17 protein-coding genes and 1 tRNA gene are annotated in these 19,149 nt (G+C 70.6%); 5 read left to right on the forward strand and 13 right to left on the reverse strand.

Translation table 11 applies throughout. The features are described from left to right. Positions 1 to 108: 108 nt before the first annotated feature. The 3 genes from ACFWGJ_RS02455 to ACFWGJ_RS02465 form a co-directional block, all read right to left on the reverse strand. On the reverse strand, positions 109 to 1,923 hold the full coding sequence (locus ACFWGJ_RS02455) for a sel1 repeat family protein (RefSeq protein ID WP_387320373.1): 1,815 nt from the start codon (positions 1,921 to 1,923) through the stop codon (positions 109 to 111). 240 nt (positions 1,924 to 2,163) lie between these two features. After that, positions 2,164 to 2,237: transfer RNA gene (locus ACFWGJ_RS02460), tRNA-Met, on the reverse strand. Between the two features lie 54 nt (positions 2,238 to 2,291). Beyond that, positions 2,292 to 5,258 carry a UPF0182 family protein gene (locus ACFWGJ_RS02465; protein WP_387320424.1) on the reverse strand — a complete coding sequence of 989 codons (2,967 nt, stop codon included), beginning with the start codon at positions 5,256 to 5,258 and terminating at the stop codon, positions 2,292 to 2,294. Positions 5,259 to 5,395: 137 nt separating this feature from the next. On the opposite strand from ACFWGJ_RS02465, the gene ACFWGJ_RS02470 reads away from it, so the two are divergent. Beyond that, positions 5,396 to 5,953, forward strand: coding sequence for a PPA1309 family protein (locus ACFWGJ_RS02470; protein WP_199854920.1), 558 nt, complete (start codon positions 5,396 to 5,398; stop codon positions 5,951 to 5,953). Between the two features lie 43 nt (positions 5,954 to 5,996). On the opposite strand, the gene ACFWGJ_RS02475 is transcribed toward ACFWGJ_RS02470, so the two are convergent. The 4 genes from ACFWGJ_RS02475 to ACFWGJ_RS02490 form a co-directional block, all read right to left on the reverse strand. Continuing rightward, positions 5,997 to 7,085 (reverse strand): PDZ domain-containing protein, encoded by a 1,089-nt coding sequence (locus tag ACFWGJ_RS02475; RefSeq protein WP_387320374.1) that lies wholly within the window; start codon positions 7,083 to 7,085, stop codon positions 5,997 to 5,999. A gap of 69 nt (positions 7,086 to 7,154) precedes the next feature. Next, the gene (locus ACFWGJ_RS02480) at positions 7,155 to 7,319 is read right to left on the reverse strand and encodes a hypothetical protein (RefSeq protein ID WP_189773698.1); all 165 of its coding nucleotides are present in this window, start codon (positions 7,317 to 7,319) and stop codon (positions 7,155 to 7,157) included. Positions 7,320 to 7,423: 104 nt separating this feature from the next. Further along, positions 7,424 to 7,885, reverse strand: a complete 462-nt coding sequence (locus tag ACFWGJ_RS02485) for a molybdenum cofactor biosynthesis protein MoaE (protein ID WP_387320376.1) — start codon at positions 7,883 to 7,885, stop codon at positions 7,424 to 7,426. A gap of 133 nt (positions 7,886 to 8,018) precedes the next feature. Next, positions 8,019 to 9,182 carry an SDR family oxidoreductase gene (locus ACFWGJ_RS02490; protein ID WP_387320377.1) on the reverse strand — a complete coding sequence of 388 codons (1,164 nt, stop codon included), beginning with the start codon at positions 9,180 to 9,182 and terminating at the stop codon, positions 8,019 to 8,021. Between the two features lie 190 nt (positions 9,183 to 9,372). Between ACFWGJ_RS02490 and ACFWGJ_RS02495 the strand changes: the two genes are divergently transcribed. Beyond that, entirely contained in the window at positions 9,373 to 10,794 is a 1,422-nt protein-coding gene (locus ACFWGJ_RS02495) for a zinc-dependent metalloprotease (RefSeq protein ID WP_387320378.1), read from the forward strand. Then, positions 10,791 to 11,312, forward strand: coding sequence for an NUDIX hydrolase (locus ACFWGJ_RS02500; protein ID WP_381833102.1), 522 nt, complete (start codon positions 10,791 to 10,793; stop codon positions 11,310 to 11,312). Before ACFWGJ_RS02495 ends, ACFWGJ_RS02500 begins: the two co-directional genes overlap by 4 nt. Before the next feature lie 165 nt (positions 11,313 to 11,477). Here the strand turns inward: ACFWGJ_RS02500 and ACFWGJ_RS02505 are convergent, their stop codons facing one another. The 4 genes from ACFWGJ_RS02505 to ACFWGJ_RS02520 form a co-directional block, all read right to left on the reverse strand. Next, a complete protein-coding gene (locus ACFWGJ_RS02505) occupies positions 11,478 to 12,233 on the reverse strand; it encodes an AIM24 family protein (RefSeq protein WP_387320379.1) in 756 nt (251 codons plus the stop codon). Between the two features lie 15 nt (positions 12,234 to 12,248). Further along, positions 12,249 to 12,929 (reverse strand): AIM24 family protein, encoded by a 681-nt coding sequence (locus tag ACFWGJ_RS02510; protein ID WP_107020137.1) that lies wholly within the window; start codon positions 12,927 to 12,929, stop codon positions 12,249 to 12,251. Positions 12,930 to 12,942: 13 nt separating this feature from the next. Beyond that, the gene (locus ACFWGJ_RS02515) at positions 12,943 to 14,652 is read right to left on the reverse strand and encodes a TerD family protein (RefSeq protein WP_387320380.1); all 1,710 of its coding nucleotides are present in this window, start codon (positions 14,650 to 14,652) and stop codon (positions 12,943 to 12,945) included. A 151-nt stretch (positions 14,653 to 14,803) separates the two neighbouring features. After that, positions 14,804 to 15,400: a M48 family metallopeptidase gene (locus ACFWGJ_RS02520; protein ID WP_248777468.1), complete on the reverse strand. Its 597-nt coding sequence runs from the start codon at positions 15,398 to 15,400 to the stop codon at positions 14,804 to 14,806. Positions 15,401 to 15,621: 221 nt separating this feature from the next. Between ACFWGJ_RS02520 and ACFWGJ_RS02525 the strand changes: the two genes are divergently transcribed. Together ACFWGJ_RS02525 and ACFWGJ_RS02530 are read left to right on the forward strand one after the other, a co-directional pair. Then, positions 15,622 to 16,815: a TOMM precursor leader peptide-binding protein gene (locus ACFWGJ_RS02525; RefSeq protein ID WP_387320381.1), complete on the forward strand. Its 1,194-nt coding sequence runs from the start codon at positions 15,622 to 15,624 to the stop codon at positions 16,813 to 16,815. After that, complete coding sequence (locus ACFWGJ_RS02530; RefSeq protein ID WP_387320382.1) at positions 16,808 to 18,223, forward strand: ABC1 kinase family protein; 1,416 nt, start codon at positions 16,808 to 16,810, stop codon at positions 18,221 to 18,223. Before ACFWGJ_RS02525 ends, ACFWGJ_RS02530 begins: the two co-directional genes overlap by 8 nt. A gap of 120 nt (positions 18,224 to 18,343) precedes the next feature. On the opposite strand, the gene ACFWGJ_RS02535 is transcribed toward ACFWGJ_RS02530, so the two are convergent. Beyond that, positions 18,344 to 18,667: a hypothetical protein gene (locus ACFWGJ_RS02535; RefSeq protein WP_387320383.1), complete on the reverse strand. Its 324-nt coding sequence runs from the start codon at positions 18,665 to 18,667 to the stop codon at positions 18,344 to 18,346. After that, positions 18,664 to 19,032, reverse strand: a complete 369-nt coding sequence (locus tag ACFWGJ_RS02540; protein WP_107020143.1) for a WhiB family transcriptional regulator — start codon at positions 19,030 to 19,032, stop codon at positions 18,664 to 18,666. Before ACFWGJ_RS02540 ends, ACFWGJ_RS02535 begins: the two co-directional genes overlap by 4 nt. Positions 19,033 to 19,149 lie beyond the last annotated feature (117 nt).

Raw genomic sequence — 19,149 nt, forward strand, 5'->3', positions numbered from 1 at the left:
CCCGGGGCGCCGAGGGGGCGCAGCCCCCATACGTGGACGGGAACGGGAAGGGGCGGCGGGGGCGAAAACCCCACCCCGCCACCCCTTCCCCCCACCCCCCGGTAGGGGTCACGCGGACAACTCCTGCCGCAACGCGTCCCGCAACCGAGCAGCCCGCTCAGAAACCTCCCCCGGCCCGAGGGACACCGCCCGATCGGCCCACCGCTGCCCCTCCGCCAGCTCCCCCCGACGCGCGTAGACCAGGGCGAGCCGCAACGCCGCCCGCCCGTGCCCCGCGTCGGCGGCCCGGGTCCACCACAGCGCGGCCTCGGGCTCGCTCCCCTCCCGGGCCAGCAGCAGCCCCAGGTTGAACGCCCCGTTCCGCGACCCCGCCTCCGCCGCCTCCCGGTACCACCGGGCGGCCTCCACGACGTCCCCGCGCGCGGACGCGAGCATCCCCACGCGCACCTGGGCCCGCCGGTGCCCCTGGGACGCGGCCCGCTCGTACCACTCCTCGCACTCGCTCTTCTCGGTGGCGTGCTCGCCCAGCTCGTGTTCGGGCGCGGGCGGGCGCCGCGCGTCGAGCACGGTGGCCAGCCGGTACGCCCCCTCCGCGCTGCCGCCTCCCGCGGCGCACCGCAGGTGCCGCTCGGCGGCCGGCTCGTCGCCGTCCCGCAGCCGGGCGATGCCGACCTGGAGCGCGGCCTCGGTGTGCCCGGCCGCGGCGGCCCGCTCGTAGCACCGCAGTGCCGCAGCGTCCTCACCGCGCCCCGCGTGCAGGATGCCGAGGTTGAACGCGGCGTCGACACTGCCCGCCTCGGCGGCCTTGGAGAACCACGGCTCGGCCCCGGCGGCGTCACCGACCTGCAGCAGCAGGATGGCCAGCGCGTTCGCCGCCTCGCGGTGCCCCGCGTACGCCGCCCGCCGGTACCACTGTTCGGCCTGGGCGGTCCGTGACTGCTCGGCGCAGAGCAGCCCGAGGTTGTACGCGCCGTTCACGTCGCCCGCGTCCATCGCGGCCCGGTACCACCGCTCGGCGGTCTGCGTCTCGCCCCGCTCGGCGTGCAGCGCGCCCAGGGCGTTGGCGGCGTTCCCGTCGCCGTCCTGGGCGGCCCGCAGCCACCACACGGCGGCGCTCTCGGTGTCGCCCGCGTCCCGCAGCAGGAATCCCAGCGCGCAGGCGGCCCGTGCCTCGCCGTCCTTGGCGGAGGTCAGGTACCAGCGCCCGGCCTCCTTGAGCTCCCCGCGCCGCTCCAGGATCGCCCCGAGGTGCAGCGCGGCCCGGCGGTGACCGCGCGCGGCGGCCTGCCTGTACCACTGCTCGGCCGCCTCGCCCGCGGTCCCCGCGGTCTCGGAGACACCGCCGTCGAGGTCGGTCCCGTCCGCCTGCGCGGCCGTCCGGTCGAGCGCGCGGGCGAGCCGGTAGGCCGCCTCGCGGTGTCCTCGCTCGGCGGCGGCACGCATCCAGTCCTCGGCGCGGGGGTCACCGCGGTGCTCCAGGAGATCGGCGAGCGCGTACGCGCCCAGCGAGTGGCCCTGCTCGGCGGACTGGCGCAGCCAGTACTCGGCGGCGGGCTCGTCGCCGCGCTCACGGTGGTGGCGGCCCAGTGCGTGCGCGGCGGCGGCGGAACCGGCGACGGCGGCGATCCGCCACCAGCCGGCGGCCTCCTCCGCGTAGCCGCGCTGGTGCAGGAGGACACCGAGGTTGTTGGCGGCGGCCCGGTCACCGGCCGCGGTGGCAGCGCGCAGCTGCGGCTCGGCTCCGTCGAGATCACCGCGGCGGAGCAGCATGGCTCCGAGGACGCTCATGGCCTCGGCGTCGCCCTCTTGCGCGGCGAGCCGTTGACGAGCCTCCTCCACCGCCTCACCGGTCTCGTCCCGGTCGGAAGGCTGCACAAACCGCCCTGTATCCAACAGAGTTGCCTTGTCCCCCATAACGTCCATCGTCGCACCACCTGCAACCTGGGTACACCTGGTATACCGCAGCCAGTGAGGTCACTTCAGCGTTTTGTCGACATGCCCACAGAGAGACAAGTGAAACACAGTTCGCCCAACTCCCTCCGTCCGGCGCGGCCTTCACCGCGGCAGCACTGATGAACGAGGAACGTCCTCGCACACCCGGCTGACAGGCCGCACACGCAGAAGGACCCGGATCCTGTGAGGATCCGGGTCCTTCAACATCAGTAGCGGGGACAGGATTTGAACCTGCGACCTCTGGGTTATGAGCCCAGCGAGCTACCGAGCTGCTCCACCCCGCGCCGTTGTGTTGCAACCGTACCACGGCGCGAGGGGAGCTCCTGACTCAGCGCTGCTCAGCCGCTGTCCGGGCTCTTGCTGCTGCTCGGACTGCTGCTGGGCTTGGCGCTCTCCTCGGTCTTCTTGTCGCCCGAGTCGCCGGCCTTGTCGCTGCTGCCTGCCTTCTTGTCGGCAGCGGCCTGGGCGGCCTCGGCCCGCTCCAGCGCGTCCTCCAGGTCCTTCTGCGCCGTTCCGTACGCCTCCCAGTCGCCCTTCTTGAGGGCTTCCTGGCCTTGGTCGAAGGCCTTCTGGGCGTCGTCGAGCGCTTCCTGGACCGTCGGGTCGCTGGATGCCGGCGGCGGCTTCGTCTCGTCCTCGTCCGGCGGTTCGGCGGTCGAACCCTCCGCTCCGAAGACCTTGTCGAGCGCCTCACCCAGCGTGTCCTCGAAGGCCGTTGCGCCTCCGTAGGTCACGAGCACCTTCCGCAGCAGGGGGTACTTCAGTCCACCACCGCGTACGTAGACGGGCTCCACATAGAGCAGTCCGCCGTCGAGCGGCACCGTCAGCAGGTTGCCGTACTCGACTTCCGAGTCACCACCTCTGAGGAGCCTGATGGATTCGGCGATGGACGGCTCGGAGTTGAACTGGCTCTGCACCCGTTTCGGCCCGTCGACCGTTCTGCCGGTCGGCAGCTTCAGGATGTTGATCTTGCCGTAGTCGCTCGTGCCGGCTTCGGCGTTGACCGACATGAAGGCGCTCAGGTTGTCGCGGCCGTTCGGAGTGAGCGTCGTCGTCAGGGAGAACGCCTGCGACTGCTCACCCGGCATCTTCATGCTGAGGTAGTACGGCGGCACCGCGTTGCCCGACTTGTTCGTCGGGTCGTCCGGCACCTGCCACACCTCACTGCCGCTGAGGAACGTCTCGGCGTCCTTCACGTGGTAGCGGGTCAGCAGCTCGCGCTGGACCTTGAACAGGTCCTGCGGGTACCGCAGATGGTCCATGAGGGCCTGGGGGATGTCGCCCTTCGGCTTCACCGTCCCGGGGAAGGCCTTCTTCCAGGTCTTCAGGACCGGGTCCTTGGTGTCCCACTCGTAGAGCGTGACCTTGCCGGTGTACGCGTCGACGGTCGCCTTCACCGAGTTGCGGATGTAGTTGACCTGGTTCTGCTGGGCCACCACCGCCCGCTGGTTGTTGGCGGCGGTCAGCGAGTCGGCCGTCGTGTCGCCGAGCGTGGTGCGCGAGGCGTACGGGTAGCCGTTCGTCGTCGTGTAGGCGTCGACGATCCACTCGATCTTGTCGCCGACGACCGCGGGATAGGCGTCGCCGTCGATGGTCAGCCAGGGCGCCACCGCCTCGACGCGCTCCTTGGGCGTGCGGTTGTAGAGGATCCGCGAGCCCTCACCGATCGCGCCGGAGTAGAGGATCTGCGGCTCGCTGAACGCCACCGCGTACGCCGCCCGGTTGACCGGGTTCGAGAGGTTGACCCCGCTCTTGCCCTTGTAGCTGGTCGTCTTCTCGCCGGTGTCGTCGGAGTAGTCGATCTCCTTCTGCGGACCGCCGACGATCGAGTACTGGCTGGTCTTCTCGCCGTAGTAGATCCGCTGCTGGTACTCGCCGAGGTCGCCCTTGGACGGCAGGTCGTACTCGGTGAACTCGGGGCGTCCCTCGGCGTCGGCGTTGGTGCCCTTGGCCGCGACCACTCCGAAGCCGTGCGTGTAGCGGAAGTGGTTGTTGATCCAGTTGCTCTTCGGGATGCCCTGCAGGTTCAGCTCGCGCAGACCGATGACGGTGTCCTGGTCCTTGCCGTCCTTGCTGTAGCGGTCGACGTCGAGGTTCGACGGGAACGCGTAGTAATTACGGACCTGCTGGAGCTGCTGGAACGTGGGCGAGACGACGTTCGGGTCCAGGAGCCTGATGCTCGCGGCGCCATCGGCGTCGTCGCGCAGCTTGGTCTTGTCCTTGGTCGTGCTCGTGCCCGCGTACTCCGTGACCTCGGTGCCCGTGATGCCGTACGCGTCACGGGTCGCCTTGAGGTTCTTCTCGACGTACGGCGCTTCCTTGGCCTGCTCGTTCGGCTGGACCTGGAACTTCTGCACGATCGCCGGGTACAGACCGCCGATGAGGATCGCGGAGAGCACCATGAGGCCGAAGCCGATGACGGGCAGCTGCCAGGTGCGCCGCCACAGGGTGGCGAAGAACAGCAGGGCGCAGATGACCGCGATGCAGAACAGGATCGTCTTGGCCGGCAGGTAGGCGTTGGCGTCGACGTACCTCAGGCCCGTCCAGTTGCCGGTCGCCTTGAAGTCACTGGACTTCACCGCGAGGCCGTACCGGTCGAGCCAGTACGCCACCGCCTTCAGCGCGACGAAGATGCCCAGCAGCACCGAGAGATGGCCGGTGGCCGCCGCCGTGGCGCGTGCCCCGGGGCTGGTGACGCGCAGTCCGCCGTACAGGTAGTGCGTCAGCGCCGCGGCGATCAGCGAGAGGATCGCGGCCGCGAAGCCGAAGCCCAGCATGAAGCGGTACCAGGGCAGGTCGAAGGCGTAGAAGGACACGTCGAGGTGGAACTGGGGGTCCTTCTGGTTGAAGGGCACTCCGTTCACCCACATGAGCCACGTACGCCATTGGCCGGCCGCGGAGGCTCCCGCGATCAGCCCGACCAGCGAGGTGATCCCGAGAAGAATCCACTTCTTGTACGGGGCCACGCTCATCCGGTACCGGTCGAGGCTCTGCTGCTCCATCGACATGGCGCTGAGCGGCGGCCTCAGACGGTGGGCCAGCCAGATGTTCACTCCGACGGCCACGGCCATCAGCAGTCCGAAGACGAAGAACAGACCGATCTTGGTCCACAGCGTGGTCGTGAAGACCGACGAGTACTTCACCGACCGGTACCAGAGCCAGTCCGTCCAGAACCCCGCGAACATGACGAAGGCCATGGCCAGCACGGCCAGTACGCCCAGTGTCATGAGCAGGGTCCGGACGCGCCGGGACGGTCGGCCCACTCTCATCCGCGGCCCTGTCGGGCCTCCGCCGCGGTCCGGCATCTGGAAAGCCAAGGTGCGCACCTCGAAGTTCGCTGTTGGAATCTGGGGGCCCCGCAAACGCCGGGCCACATCTATGCAACTTACTGATGCTTTACTCGGTTCCCGGTTCCGGGGCCGAACGAGGCAGGATTGTGACCATGTCCAACACCGCCTCCTCAGGCACCCCCATGGCGGCCGGGCCGCTCACCCGCGCCGCACTCGAAATCGACGAGTACGTCGCGGGCCTCGGCTGGGATCAGCCCGCCCGGCTCTTCGCCCTGGTCGACACCGGCCGACTGCGTTCTCAGGAACCCGGTCTCGCCGAGCGGCTGGGTCTGACCGAAGACGTGCCCGACGGCACCCTCACCCCTATCGAGCAGGAGGAAATTCCCGCGGGCAGCCCGCTGGACGAGTTCCTGGGCACCATCGCCTGGCCGGACTCCGTGGTCGGCTGCGCGCTGTCCGTGGAGCGCTTGATGCTGCCGCCGTCCGCGGAGGCGTCCGTACCGGACGGCCTCGACGAGAAGCGGCTGGCGAAGTGGGTCGCCGAGCACCCGGAGCGCCAGGAGGTCCGGATGACCGTCGCGGTGCTGCGCGGCGGGAAGCGCGACTCGGCGCTGCGGCTGCGCGAGAAGGACTCGGCGAACGACGTGCTCACCGGCTCCGACCTGGTGCCGGGGCTGGCCGACGCGCTCACGGCGACGTTCGCGGAGTAGTCCGGGCGGACGCGGCCTGCCGGTGCGCCCGGACCTTGGTGTCCTAGGCGCATTTCGGCAGGTCGTCCGTGGTGCCGCCACGGATGTCCTTGAGGGCGCTCACGGCGTCGTCGATGGTGTCGACCTTGACGAGCGTGAGCCCGTCGGGGACGTCACGGGCGGCGGCCTCGCAGTTGTCCTTCGGCGTCAGGAAGTACTGGGCGCCCTTGGCCCGGGCGCCGACCGTCTTCATCTCGATACCGCCGATCGGGCCCACCTTGCCGTCGTCGGTGATCGTGCCGGTGCCGGCGACGAACTTGCCGCCGGTGAGGCTCCCCGGGGTCAGTTTGTCGACGATGCCGAGGGCGAACATCAGACCGGCGCTGGGGCCGCCGACGTCGGCGAGCTTGATGTCGATGGTGAACGGGAAGCTGTGGTCGACCCCCGCCTCGATGCCGACGATCGCGCGGTCCTCGCCGCTGTCGCGCGACTGGGCGGTCGTGAGCGTGATCTCCTCGGTCCTGGTCGCCGTCTTCTTCTCCTTCTCGGCGGCGGCCTGTTCCTTGGCGGGCACGATCGTGAAGACGACCTTCTCACCGGCCTTGTGCTTGGTGACCAGCTTCGCGACGTCCTCGTACGCCTTCACCGGAGTGCCGTCGACGGCCTTGATCACGTCACCGGCGTGCAGCCTGCCCTCCGCGGGGGTGTCCTTGACGACGGTGGAGACGATCACCCAGGACTTCACCGGGACGCCGATCTCCTTGAGCGCGGCGACCTTGGCGCTCTCCTGGGACTGGCTGAACTCCTCGGCGTTCTCCTGCGTCGACTGCTCCTCCGTCTTGCCGTCGGGGTAGAGCGTGTCGTGCGGAACGACCTTGTTGTCGTGTGCCAGCCAGCCGTACACGGCTTCGACGAGGTTCATGTTGTAGTCGGCGCTCGTGACCCGGACGGTGGTCATGTTCAGATGACCGCTCGTCGGATACGTCTTGCGACCGGTGATCCGGAGCACGGGCTCGCCGTCGTGCTCGCCGAGCGTGTTCACCGTCGGACCCGGTGACATCTCCGAATACGGCACATTGATGAAGACTCCCGCGCACAGGAGCGCGATCAGCATCAGGGTGGAGGCGAGCATCGTCGCGGTGCGGCGTGGCATGGAACGACAGTACGGGACAGCACTGTCAACGGACCGTCGGGGCCGCCCGTCCGGGGGTCCGACGGCCGGTCAGGCGTCCGAGTGCGACTTCTCCATGGCCTCGCGGAAGCGGGTGTAGCCGGCGAGTTCGTGGCCGTCACCGATGGTCTTGCGGTTCCGTCCCGCCCAACTGCCCCAGGCTCCGGCCCCGATCGCGGCGAAAAGCGGAATCAGCAACCAGGCGAGCGCTGCCATGCCGACCTCCCAACCCCATGAACCACCGCAACTGACTGATCAGCAGATTAACCATCCGCTTGTCCAACGCTCGCGGCAGGGGTCGGGTTACGCAACCGGAGCGGTCAGCAGGCCCCGACCCATTCCTCCGTGCCGTCGGAGAACTTCTGGTGCTTCCAGATCGGGACCTCGTGCTTCAGGTCGTCGATCAGCTTCCGGCAGGCCTCGAAGGCCTCCCCGCGGTGCGGGCAGGAGACGGCGACGACCACCGCGAGGTCGCCCACCCGCAGGTCACCGACCCGGTGCACCGCGGCGAGCGCCCGTACGGGGTACTCCGCCACGACCTTCTCCGCGACCCGGCGCAGCTCGGCCTCGGCACTGGGGTGGCTGGAGTATCCGAGGGCGTCGACGTCCGCTCCCCCGTCGTGGTTGCGCACGGTCCCCACGAACAGCGCGGTCCCTCCGGAGGCGTCGTCACCGACGGCCCGGAAGACCTCGTCCAGGGAGAGGTCGGTCTCCCGGATCGCCAGAAGCTTGATGGGGTCCTGTGCCGCCCGCTCACCGGGATGGTCGCTCTTGGGTGCCATCCCCCCATCGTGCCCCACCCCGTCGGCTCCGTGAAACGGCCCTTTCACACGCACGCGCGCGCAGGCGGTTGGAGCCTTCTACAGGACCGCGCCCAGGCTCCGGCCCGCGGAGCCCGCCCGTTCCGGCGCCGGCTCAGATCCGCCGCCGGGCCTTCCGCGCCCGCCGTACCAGCGCGGCCGTGCCGAGCAGGGCGACCGTCGCTCCCGCGGCTCCCGCCGCCGTGGCGTCCTTGCGGCCGAGCCGCCGTCCGGCGAGGGTGTGCCGTCCGGCGACCTCGCCCAGGAGCTCGGCGAGCACCTCCTCGTTGGTCCACCGGGGGCGCCATCCGGCATCGTGCAGCCGGCTTCCGCTGACCACCCAGGGATACATCGTGTAGGCGAGGTCCCCGGCCGGCGACGGGGTGAGCCCGATGCGGTGGAGCCGGGCCGCCGCGCCCAGGGCGACGGCGGACGGCAGTTCCATGCGCCGGATCCCGCTGAGCTCCTCGACCTCCTCCTGCTCCAGCCATCCGTCGCATCCGACGGCGAGTTCTCCGTCGACCTTCTCCAGGGCCGCGTACTCCAGAGCGGCACACAGGTCCTCGACATGGCAGAACTGCCACACGGGCCGGGAACCGGCGACGACCAGAAGGCGGGGCGACTCGAAGTACCTGGTCAGCGCGGTGTCGGTGCCTCCGACGAGCACGGCGGGGCGTACGACGGTGACGTTGAGCCCGGGGTGCGCGCGGGGCGCCCGGCGCGCGAGCCGCTCGACCTCCAGCAGGTCCCCGACCCCCGTGGCCTCGGCGGTGGCCCGCAGTTCGGCGTCTTCGGAGAGCGGCAGTTCGTTGTCGGGCAGCGCTCCGTAGACCATCGCCGACGTGCACAGCACGACGCGGTGGACCCCGGCAGCGGCGGCGGCCGTGAGCACGGTCTGGGTACCCCGCACGTTGTACGCGGTACGCGCCGCCGGATCCGTCTCAAGATCGAGGTCGAGGGCCAGGTGCACCACGACGTCCGCCCCGCGCAGTTTCTCGGCGATGGCCGGGTCCCGGACGTCGAGGATGTGCCACTGCGCGCCCGCGCACTCGCCGCGCCGCTCGTCGATCGCGATGACCTGCTTGATCTCGTCGCTGGCGACGAGCCGCTCGGTGAGCATCGCGCCGATCCCGGCCGCGGCACCGGTGATCGCGACGACGGGGCCGCGCACGGCCGAGGTCCGCTCGGCGCGCTGCGCCGCAGGTGCGGGCCGATGTTCGGGTGACGGGTGGGTTGAGAGGTTTCGCGCTGCGCGAACCTGTGGATCTGGGGAACTCACCAGGCGTCTCCAGCGGTTGTCTTCAGTAAGAACGCGAGTGACGCGTACGTACCAGGTGGCATCCATCCTGCCGCAGCCGCCGAGTCGGCGACGCACCGAGGCCCGAACCGGTTGTGGTGTCTACGCTGGGTGGTGATGCAGGGCAGCCGCCGTCGGAGCGAACCGGCGGCCTTAACAGCCGAGGAATCCCGTGAGTAACACCCCATTCGGATTCGGCCTTCCGCCGGAGGAGCCGGAGAACGGCGACGAGGGCAAGAAGAAGGACCAGCAGAGCGGTGGTGGTCAGGGACCTGCCAACCCGTTCGGTTTCGGGCCCGGCGGACCTGGAGGCGACAACCCGCTCGCAGCCATGTTCGGTTCGCTGAACCCCAACGACCTGGGCGCCGCGTTCCAGCAGCTGGGCCAGATGCTCTCGTACGAGGGCGGCCCGGTGAACTGGGACATGGCCAAGCAGATCGCCCGCCAGACGGTCTCCCAGGGCACCTCCGACGGCACGAAGGACGCGAGCGTCGGCCCCTCCGAGCGCGCCGCGGTCCTGGACGCGGTGCGGCTGGCCGACCTGTGGCTGGACGACGCGACGTCCCTGCCGTCCGGCGCCACTTCCGCCGTGGCCTGGAGCCGCGCGGAATGGGTCGAGGCGACCCTGCCGGTGTGGAAGGAGCTCGTCGACCCCGTCGCCGAGCGCGTCGGCGCGGCCATGGGCGACGTCCTGCCCGAGGAGATGCAGGCCATGGCGGGCCCGCTGCTCGGCATGATGCGCTCCATGGGCGGCGCCATGTTCGGTACGCAGATCGGCCAGGCCGTCGGCGTGCTCGCGGGCGAGGTCGTCGGCTCGTCCGACGTCGGCCTGCCGCTCGGCCCGGCAGGCAAGGCCGCGCTGCTCCCGCTGAACATCGAGGCCTTCGGCAAGGACCTGGGGATCGCCCAGGACGAGGTGCGCCTCTACATCGCCCTGCGCGAGGCCGCCCATCAGCGGCTCTTCGCCCACGTGCCGTGGCTGCGCTCGCACCTGTTCGGCGCGGTCGAGGGGTACGCGCGCGGGATCAAGGTCGACACGGCGAAGCTGGAGGACGTGGTCGGCCAGTTCGACCCGCAGAACCCCGAGGAGCTGCAGCAGGCCCTCCAGCAGGGCATGTTCCAGCCGGAGGACACGCCGGAGCAGAAGGCGGCGCTGGCCCGTCTGGAGACGGCTCTGGCGCTCGTCGAGGGCTGGGTCGACGCGGTGGTCCACTCGGCCGCCAAGCCCCGTCTGTCGTCCGCCGACGCGCTGCGCGAGACGCTGCGCCGCCGTCGCGCCACGGGCGGCCCGGCCGAGCAGACGTTCGCCACGCTGATCGGCCTGGAGCTGCGTCCGCGCCGGCTGCGGGACGCCTCGCGCCTGTGGGCCTCGCTCACGGACGCGCGCGGGGTCGACGGCCGGGACAACCTGTGGGAGCACCCGGACATGCTGCCGACCGCCTCCGACCTGGACGACCCGGACGGTTTCGTGCACCGCGAGCAGCTGGACTTCTCCGAGCTCGACAAGATGCTCGGCGAGGCGGCGGGCGGTTCACCCGAAAAGCCCAACCTCACGAAGGACGAGAACGACGACAAGGGCGACAACGACAAGTGAGCCTGTACGACGACGCCGTCCTGGTCCTGAAGGACATCGAGGGCCAGGAGGAACTGCGCCAGGCCTACCTCGACCATCTCCAGGCCCATCCGGACGGCATGTGGAAGGCCTGCACGGCGGGACACGTCACGGCGAGCGCCTTGGTGATCGACCCGGAGCAAGGCAGGGTGCTGCTGACGCTCCACAGGAAGCTGCGGATGTGGCTCCAGATGGGCGGTCACTGCGAGCCCGGGGACACCACTCTGGAGGCGGCGGCCCTGCGTGAGGCCACGGAGGAGTCGGGCATCGCGGGTCTGACACTGCTCCCGGGCGGCCCCGTACGGCTGGACCGGCACCCCATCCCGGCGCCCTGCCACTGGCACTTCGACGTCCAGTACGCGGTCGTGGCCGAGCCGGGCGCCGTCCAGGAGATCAGCGACGAGTCCCTGGACCTGCGCTGGTTCGCCTACGACGAGGTGGCACAGGTGGCGGACGACTCGGTCGTCCGCCTCCTGGAAGCAACACGGGCAAGACTCTGAAGAGGCACGTGTAAGGGGCGACAGCAGTGGCTGTCGCCCCTTACACACAGGCTTCTGGGATGCGCCCCGCCAGGGGCGCTCCTCAGGGGCGCGGGGAACTGCGCGACAAGCCCCCACCGGACCGGCACCCGTCCACCGGCCCCTCCCCGCGCCCGCCCGGAGGGCCTAGCTCCAGACATTCCCCTGGTTCTGCCCCCGGGCCCCCTGCTGCCCCACGCCGTACTGGGCCCCGATCCCGGACCCGATGACGGCGTTCTGCGGCGGCAGCATCTCGCTGGGCTGCACGAGCGCGTACCCCTGCCCCATGAAGCTGAGCTCCCACCCCTCCCCCGTGTTGCCACGGCGGCGGAACACTCCGGAGGAATGCGTCTGGGCCTGCATCTGTACGCGCAGACTCGTGGACCAGGCGACGATCGCGTCCGCGTCGCAGTTGACGTACTTGTCCGGCGTGACCTGCAGCATCAGGGGCATGCCCGACGTCATCAGGGCGACCTTGCCGCGCCCGGTGATGTTGAGCTGGTACTTTCCGGAGCCGGAGATCCCGTACTGGCTGTCCACGGCGATCACCTCGTGGTGCAGCGCGGAGTCCATCGCCAGGACGTAACTGCTGTCCACGGTGAGGCCGTCCTGGTCGACGTCCACCACATGGATGTGCTGGGCGAGGTTGGCCAGGAAGACGGTGCCCTGCCCGTGGCAGCGCATCAGGTCGAGACCCTCACCGGTGTACGCGCGCGACCGCTGCTGGCCGCTGTTCTGGTACTCGGCGTCGAACTCCACGAGGCCCTGGTAGGCGACCATGGTGCCCTTGCGGGCGAGCACGTCGTCGTGGCCCTCCAGGAGCACGCGCAGCATCTGCTTGTTCTGCAGGCTGTAGCGGTCCTGGGACTGCTGGTCGTTGTAGGCGAAAAGCGAACTCTGCATGGTGTGTGTCCCCCCTCAGCCCCGTACCCGGAGGCGGTCGGTGCTGTCCTCGCTGGGCTGGACGACGACGATGCCCTGTCCGGAGAAGGCCATCTGGAAGGCCTCGCCGCTGCCGCGCCCTATCAGCGACTGCGCCTTGAAGCTGCGCTTGCCCTTCACCTTGAGGTTCGGGGACCAGGCCACGAGCGCGTCCGGGTCGACGTACGTCTCGTCCTCGCCGCCGCCGCAGTCGACGACGATGGGCTTGCCCCGGGAGGTCAGCGCGACCCAGCCCTGTCCGGAGATCTTGGTGTTCCACAGGCCCTGGCCGGCGAACTTCGCCAGCCCCTTGACCCGCTCGACGCCCCACGTCAGATGGGCGTCGAAGGCGAGCAGGTTGGTGGCGTTGACGGAGATCGCGTCTCCGTTGAGGTTGATGACGACGACGTTCGCCCCGTAGTCGGAGAGGTAGAGCAGACCGTCTCCGGAGCACTTCATCAAAGGTGCGCCCTCGCCGGTCATCCAGTCCTTGGCGATCTGGCGCACGGCCGGCGGATTGGGCTCGTACTGGACGAAGCCTTCGTAGGCGACCATCGACCCCACGCGCGCGAGGAGGTCGTTTCCGGTCTGCATGGCGACCTTGAGCATGTGATTGCCGTGGTTCTCCATGCGCGCGGCAACGGGTGCCGGGGCGAAGCCCGCGAGTTGCTGGATCATGAAACGGGCTCCCTCAGACCTCGTACGGCTGGACGACGATGAAATTGCCGGGCGCGCCGCGGAACTGGAGGTTCACGCTCTCCCCCGTGTCGCCCGGATAGGCGTTGCGGCGCATGCGCACCTGGCTGGAGACGATCACCTGGGAAGCGGCGGACCAGGCGACGACGGCGTTGCAGTCGGCGAACGTCGTCGGTGTCACGGGCAGGACGACGGGCACGCCACGCGTCTTGACGACGATCGTGCCGGTCCCCTGGAACTGCATCGTGAACAGGGCGCCTCCGGGGATGCCGTGCCCCTCGACGCGACGGACCTCGTACTGCAGCGTCTCGTCGAAGGCCAGGACGTTCTCCGCGGAGACGCAGACGGCGTCCCCCTGCAGCTCGATGGGGTGCAGCATGGCGCCGTTCTCCGCGAGGAAGACCTGGCCACGGCCCGAACAGCGCATGAGCTGCATCTCCTGGCCGGTCGCGTTGCCCACGAGCCGGCCGGCGAACCCGGCACCCTTGTAGCTGAAGTCGACCTTGCCCTGGTAGAGCACCATGCTGCCCTGGCGGGCCAGTACGGCCTGGTCGCCGCCCATGCCGAGGTCGACACGGACCATCTTCTTGTTCTGCTGGGTCCAGCGCTGCCCGGTGGGAGTCTCCTTGTAGGCCTGCAGCGCCGCGGTGACACCGGCGCCGCCCTGGGGGGCGCCCTGCGGCACTCCGTATCCGGCGGGCGCGCCCGGTGCGCCGGGCGGACCCGGCACCTGGCCGAACGGCGGCTGCTGTCCGTAGCCCGGAGGCGGGCCCGGCTGGCCGCCGTAGCCGGGCGGCGGGGCGGGCGCCTGGGGTGCCTGGGGCTGTCCGTAACCGGGCGGCAGGGGTGCGGTCTGGCCGGGGGCCTGGCCGTACGAGGGCTGCTGGCCGGGCTGTCCGTACGGCGCCGGAGCGGGCGCCGGCGGCGGTACGGGGGCGCCACCGGGCGGGGTCATGGGCGCGATGATGGTCGGCGCGGCGTGCACCGGAGGCGCGGGCGCCGGTGGCGGCGTCTGGCCCGGAGGCGGCGCGAAACCCTGCGCGGGCTGCGGCGCAGGAGGGGCGGCGGGCGCGGCGTGGCCTGCGGGGGCCCCGAACGCGGGCGGCGCGGCGGCCTGGGCCGGCGGCGCGAACGACGGGGCACCGGCCTGCGGCGCGGGCTCGGCGGCCGGCTCCTCCTCGGCGACCTCGCCGCCGAAGTTCTTCAGCAGCGCGTCGAGGCCGCCGTCGAAGCCCTGCCCGACTGCGGCGAACCGCCAGACGTCCTTCAGATAGAAGTCGCCCAGCATCACGGCACGCTCGGTGGAGAACTCGGCGCCGGTGAACGAGTACCGGGCCACCTCCTCGCCGCCCGCCACGATCCGGATGTACCCCGGCGCGACCTGGGACATCTGCCCCGCGCCGTCGACGGTCGCCGTGAACGACAGTTTCTGGATCCGCGGCGGGATCCTGTCGAGGGTGACGCGGAAGGACTCCGTGTCACCCGCCTGCGCGCCGAGGAGCTGGATGGACTCCTCCGGCGACTTCGGCTGGTTGAAGAAGATGAAGTACCGGTCGTCCGAAAGCCGTTCGTCGGCGTCCAGACCGAAGCAGCTGATGTCGAAGGTCAGCCCCGGGCCGGTGATCTGCACACCCACGTACAGATCGGTGCCCGCGGTGAGGTCACTGATCCTGGCCTTGTGGCCGCGTTGGAATTCCCTGGCCATGCGTAACGACCGTCCCCCATCCCGAATACAAGTGCGTCGCGTCAGGCTAACGGCAAAATCCAGCCGTGGCGGAAGCCGGTACAGACCCGGTACACAAACCCGCTTCCGGTGGTCCGGGCAGGGCGTTCGGCGTCAGGCCGTCAGCCGTGCCTCACTCACCGCGCGCCGCGGGCAGATGGGGCAGCCGGTCGGCGGCCACCACCCCTTCGAGGTAGCCACGGGCCCGCTCGGTGCGCGGGTAGGCCTCCAGGAGCCGCCAGAAATCGGCTCCGTGGCCCGGTACGAGCAGATGCGCCAGCTCATGGACGAGGACGTAGTCGACGACGTACTCGGGCATGCCCTGCAGACGGTGCGAGAGTCGGATACTGCCCTCGGCGGGGGTGCACGAGCCCCAGCGCGTGTTCTGATTGGTGACCCAGCGCACCGACGTGGGCCGGGCCCGGCCGTCGAAGTACAGCTCGGAGAGCCGCGCGGCCCGCTCGGACAGTTCCGTGTCGCCGAGCACCCGCTTGTTCTCCTGGGCGGCCAGCTTGTCGAGCATGACGGTGACCCAGCGCTGCTCCTCCGCCTCGGACATCCGGGCGGGAATGAGCACGACGGTGCGATCGCCCTCACGGTACGCGGAGACCGTTCTGCGCCGTCGCGCGCTCCTGCGGACCTCGATCGCGCTCGCCCCCGAGCCGCTCGGCGGCTGGCTCGTCGTGCTGCGCTGTGGGTTTCCGGCACGGTGCAGTGGGTCGGCGGGCACGCCCCGACGTTACCCGTTGCACATGGTGGAAGTCCCGTCTCCGGTACGCATCGATGCCGAACCGCACCCGACGCGCTCGATTTGTATGACGAACATCCACCGCCTGTGGACAACTTTCGGCACGCGCCGGGCAATGCGGGCATCCTGGCATTCGGCCGACGGAGCAGGACGAACTCCGCCGGCACACCGGGACGACAACGGGGACGTACGGGGGGCGCTGCATGCATCCGATGGTGAAACCCGCGCTGCGGCGCGGCTGGCGGGATCTGAACACCGTGCAGTTCGGGATGGCTCCCGCGCACGCGATGGTGCTCGGCCCGGTGGACACGGCGACGGGCAGCCTCCTGACCTTGTTCGACGGAACACGCGGGCTGCCCCTGCTGCGCGACGAGGGACGCCGGATGGGTCTGCCCGACGGCCATGTCGACGGTCTGGTGGAGCGGCTGTCCCGGGCCGGGTTGCTGGACGATGCGACGGGCGGCGGCCCGGCCGCCGACGCCCTGCGCGGAAAACCGGCCGTCCTCGACCGGCTCCGGCCCGACGCCGCCTCGCTCTCCCTCGTCGCTCCCGATCCGGGCGAAGCCATGCGCCGCCTGGCGGCCCGCCGCTCCCTGCGCGTTCAGGTCCGGGGCGTGGGCAGGGTCGGGGCCGTCCTGGCCGCGGCCTTGGCGGGCGCGGGCGTCGGCCGGGTCGATGTACAGGACGGCGGCTGCGTCGAACCCTGGGACGTGGCGCCTGGCGGACTGCCCGTGGAGTCCGTCGGCGAGCGCAGGGACGAGGCCGCACGGCGCGCGGTACGCAGAGCGGCGCCCGGCCGGCCACCCCGCCAGGGAGGCACCCGGTCCGCTCCCGGGCAGGACGACCCGGGGTTCTCCCTGGTGATCGTCGCGCCCCGGGACGGCCTGGCCGTCCACGCCCCCGACCCGGCGGCCTTCGAGCCACTGATCCACTCCGGTACGCCGCATCTCTTCGCCGGGGTCGTGGAGGGGACGGGCGTCGTCGGCCCGCTGGTCCTGCCCGGAGACACGGCCTGCGTGGGCTGTCTGGACCTCGGGCGCACCGACCGTGACCCGGCCTGGCCCCGCCTTCTCGCACAGTGGCGCTCCGGGCGGCCCCGCCAGGTTCCGGCGTGCGATCTCACTCTGGCGGCCACGGTCGCGGGGCTGGCCGCGGGGCACGCGCTGGCCTTCCTGGACGGGGGGCTACCGTCGAGTGCGGGAACCCGCTGGGAGGTCTCGGTCCCCGGTTTCGACTGGCACGCCCGCCCGGTGTGGCAGCATCCCGCATGCCCCTGCGGGCCCGGGGAGAAAGGTAAGGGGGAGCAGACCTCGGAAGACGAAGGGCCGCACGAGACAATGGCTGGGCAACAGCCGCACGCGGCACGGCTGTCCGGTACTTGGAGGGCGCATGTCTGATCTTCCCCGGAAGGCGGTCACCCGGACCGCCAAGCTCGCCGCGCTACCGCTCGGCTTCGCCGGGCGCGCCACCTGGGGACTCGGCAAACGGATCGGCGGCAAGTCCGCGGAGCTCGTGGGCCGCGAGCTGCAGCAGCGCACGGCCGAGCAGCTGTTCAAGGTGCTCGGCGAGCTCAAGGGCGGCGCCATGAAGTTCGGGCAGGCCATGTCCGTCTTCGAGTCGGCTCTGCCCGAGGAGGTCGCGGGCCCCTATCGCGCGGCGCTCACGAAGCTCCAGGAAGCGGCCCCGCCGATGCCGACGCGCACGGTGCACACCGTGCTGGCCGAGCGGCTCGGCGAGGACTGGCAGGACCTGTTCCTGGAGTTCGAGGACAAACCCGCCGCGGCGGCCTCGATCGGTCAGGTGCACCGGGCGGTCTGGCACGACGGCCGGCAGGTCGCGGTCAAGGTCCAGTACCCGGGGGCGGGCGAGGCCCTGCTGTCCGATCTGAACCAGCTGAGCCGTTTCGCCCGGCTGCTGGGACCGCTGATCCCGGGCATGGACATCAAGCCGCTCATCGCGGAGCTGCGCGACCGGGTGTCCGAGGAGCTCGACTACGGCCTGGAGGCACAGGCGCAGCAGGCGCACGCGGAGGAGTTCGCGGACGACCCGGATGTGCTGGTGCCGGCGGTGGTCCACCAGCGCGAGCAGGTGCTGGTGACGGAGTGGATCGACGGAACTCCGCTGTCCGAGGTGATCACCGACGGCACTCCGCAGGAGCGGGACCGGGCCGGTCAGCTCCTCGCCCGCTTCCTCTTCTCCGGCCCCTCCCGCACCGGCCTGCTGCACGCCGACCCGCATCCGGGGAACTTCCGTCTCGTGCCGGACGACGGTTCCGCCGGCTCCGCCGACAGGAGCGGCTGGCGGCTGGGGGTCCTGGACTTCGGCACGGTGGACCGTCTCCCGGACGGATTGCCGCCGACGATCGGCGAATCTCTCCGCATGACCCTCGACGGCGAGGCGGAGGCCGTCTACGAACTGCTCCGCGAGGAGGGCTTCGTCAGGGAGTCCATAGAGCTGGACCCTGACGCCGTCCTCGACTACCTGCTCCCCATCATCGAACCGGCGCAGCTCGACGAGTTCACCTTCAGCCGGGGCTGGATGCGGAACCAGGCGGCCCGGGTCGCCGACCCCCGCTCCCCCGCACACCAACTGGGCAAGCAGCTCAATCTGCCGCCGGCGTATCTGCTGATCCACCGGGTGACCCTGAGCACGATCGGTGTGCTGTGCCAGCTGGGAGCGACCGTCCGGCTACGGCAGGAGCTCGAAGAATGGCTTCCCGGCTTCCTGCCGGACACGGAGCCGGATCTGGAGACGGATACGGATCCGGGTCTGGACGAGGAGGAGGACTCGGCAGCCGGGGCGTGAGACCTTCCGCCGCCCGTTCGCGGGACGAAGCGGCGGGAGGCACAACGCACCGCGGGGGCCGGTCCACTCGGACCGACCCCCGCGATCAGCGGTTGTTCGTGCTGCCTCGACCAATGGGTCCTACTGCATGACCGCCATGGCCAGGGCGCGGCGGGCACGCAGCGACGCGCGCTCGGCCCGGCGCTGCATACGGCGGGCGACCATCAGGCGCATGGCCCGGCGTTCCCTCTCCGCCTCCTGGATTCGCTCGTGCATATGCGCACGGGCGAGGGCTTCTGGAATGAGTTGCATCTCTCGGGTCCTGTTCTGACGCGAGTCGTTCGCGCCGGTGGCAGTGAAGTCTGGAATCGCGGAGCCGGTGGGCTCGCCGGTGGACGGCTTCATCGGGGCCTGTTTCTTGGGGTCGTGCGTCAGGGGGCGATCGATCGTTCCTGTGATGTTCATGCCGCAACCGGGTTCTTGCGCGGGCGGCCACGCGGCCGCTTCCGGGCGACAACGACACCCTGGACGAAGAGCTCGCCGCCCCAGACGCCCCAGGGCTCACGCCGCTCCTTGGCGCCGGCGAGGCAGGCCTCGATCAGCGGGCAGGTGCGGCAGAGGGACTTGGCGTACTCGACATCGGCCGGCGACTCGGCGAAGAAGACCTCCGGGTCGTACGAACGGCAGGGGACGGGTACGCCGAGGTTCTCGATGGCGTCGTCGAGCGCGGTCAGCGCAGTGAGCGGGGTCAAGGTGGAGTCCTCCGTGGAGCCGGGCGGGGTGATCGTTTCGGAAGGCGGTACGGACGGGGCGTGCGCTTCGAGTTGCACGGTTGGTCTTCCTCGTCTGGTCGTGCCGGCCGGGTCGGCCGGTTGGCGGCTGGTACCGGGGTTTTGTCTTGTCCCGAGGCCCCTTCGCTCCGCCGTCCCCGGTCGGGGACAAACAGA

This window comes from Streptomyces sp. NPDC060205 (assembly GCF_042728395.1).
GTDB lineage: Bacteria > Actinomycetota > Actinomycetes > Streptomycetales > Streptomycetaceae > Streptomyces.

Coding starts and splice junctions, on each gene's coding strand:
- ACFWGJ_RS02455 (WP_387320373.1), bottom strand. CDS start 1,923: ATGGACGTTATGGGGGACAAGGCAACTCTGTTGGATACAGGGCGGTTT.
- ACFWGJ_RS02465 (WP_387320424.1), bottom strand. CDS start 5,258: ATGCCGGACCGCGGCGGAGGCCCGACAGGGCCGCGGATGAGAGTGGGC.
- ACFWGJ_RS02470 (WP_199854920.1), top strand. CDS start 5,396: ATGTCCAACACCGCCTCCTCAGGCACCCCCATGGCGGCCGGGCCGCTC.
- ACFWGJ_RS02475 (WP_387320374.1), bottom strand. CDS start 7,085: ATGCCACGCCGCACCGCGACGATGCTCGCCTCCACCCTGATGCTGATC.
- ACFWGJ_RS02480 (WP_189773698.1), bottom strand. CDS start 7,319: ATGGCAGCGCTCGCCTGGTTGCTGATTCCGCTTTTCGCCGCGATCGGG.
- ACFWGJ_RS02485 (WP_387320376.1), bottom strand. CDS start 7,885: ATGGCACCCAAGAGCGACCATCCCGGTGAGCGGGCGGCACAGGACCCC.
- ACFWGJ_RS02505 (WP_387320379.1), bottom strand. CDS start 12,233: ATGCAGAGTTCGCTTTTCGCCTACAACGACCAGCAGTCCCAGGACCGC.
- ACFWGJ_RS02510 (WP_107020137.1), bottom strand. CDS start 12,929: ATGATCCAGCAACTCGCGGGCTTCGCCCCGGCACCCGTTGCCGCGCGC.
- ACFWGJ_RS02515 (WP_387320380.1), bottom strand. CDS start 14,652: ATGGCCAGGGAATTCCAACGCGGCCACAAGGCCAGGATCAGTGACCTC.
- ACFWGJ_RS02525 (WP_387320381.1), top strand. CDS start 15,622: ATGCATCCGATGGTGAAACCCGCGCTGCGGCGCGGCTGGCGGGATCTG.
- ACFWGJ_RS02530 (WP_387320382.1), top strand. CDS start 16,808: ATGTCTGATCTTCCCCGGAAGGCGGTCACCCGGACCGCCAAGCTCGCC.
- ACFWGJ_RS02535 (WP_387320383.1), bottom strand. CDS start 18,667: ATGAACATCACAGGAACGATCGATCGCCCCCTGACGCACGACCCCAAG.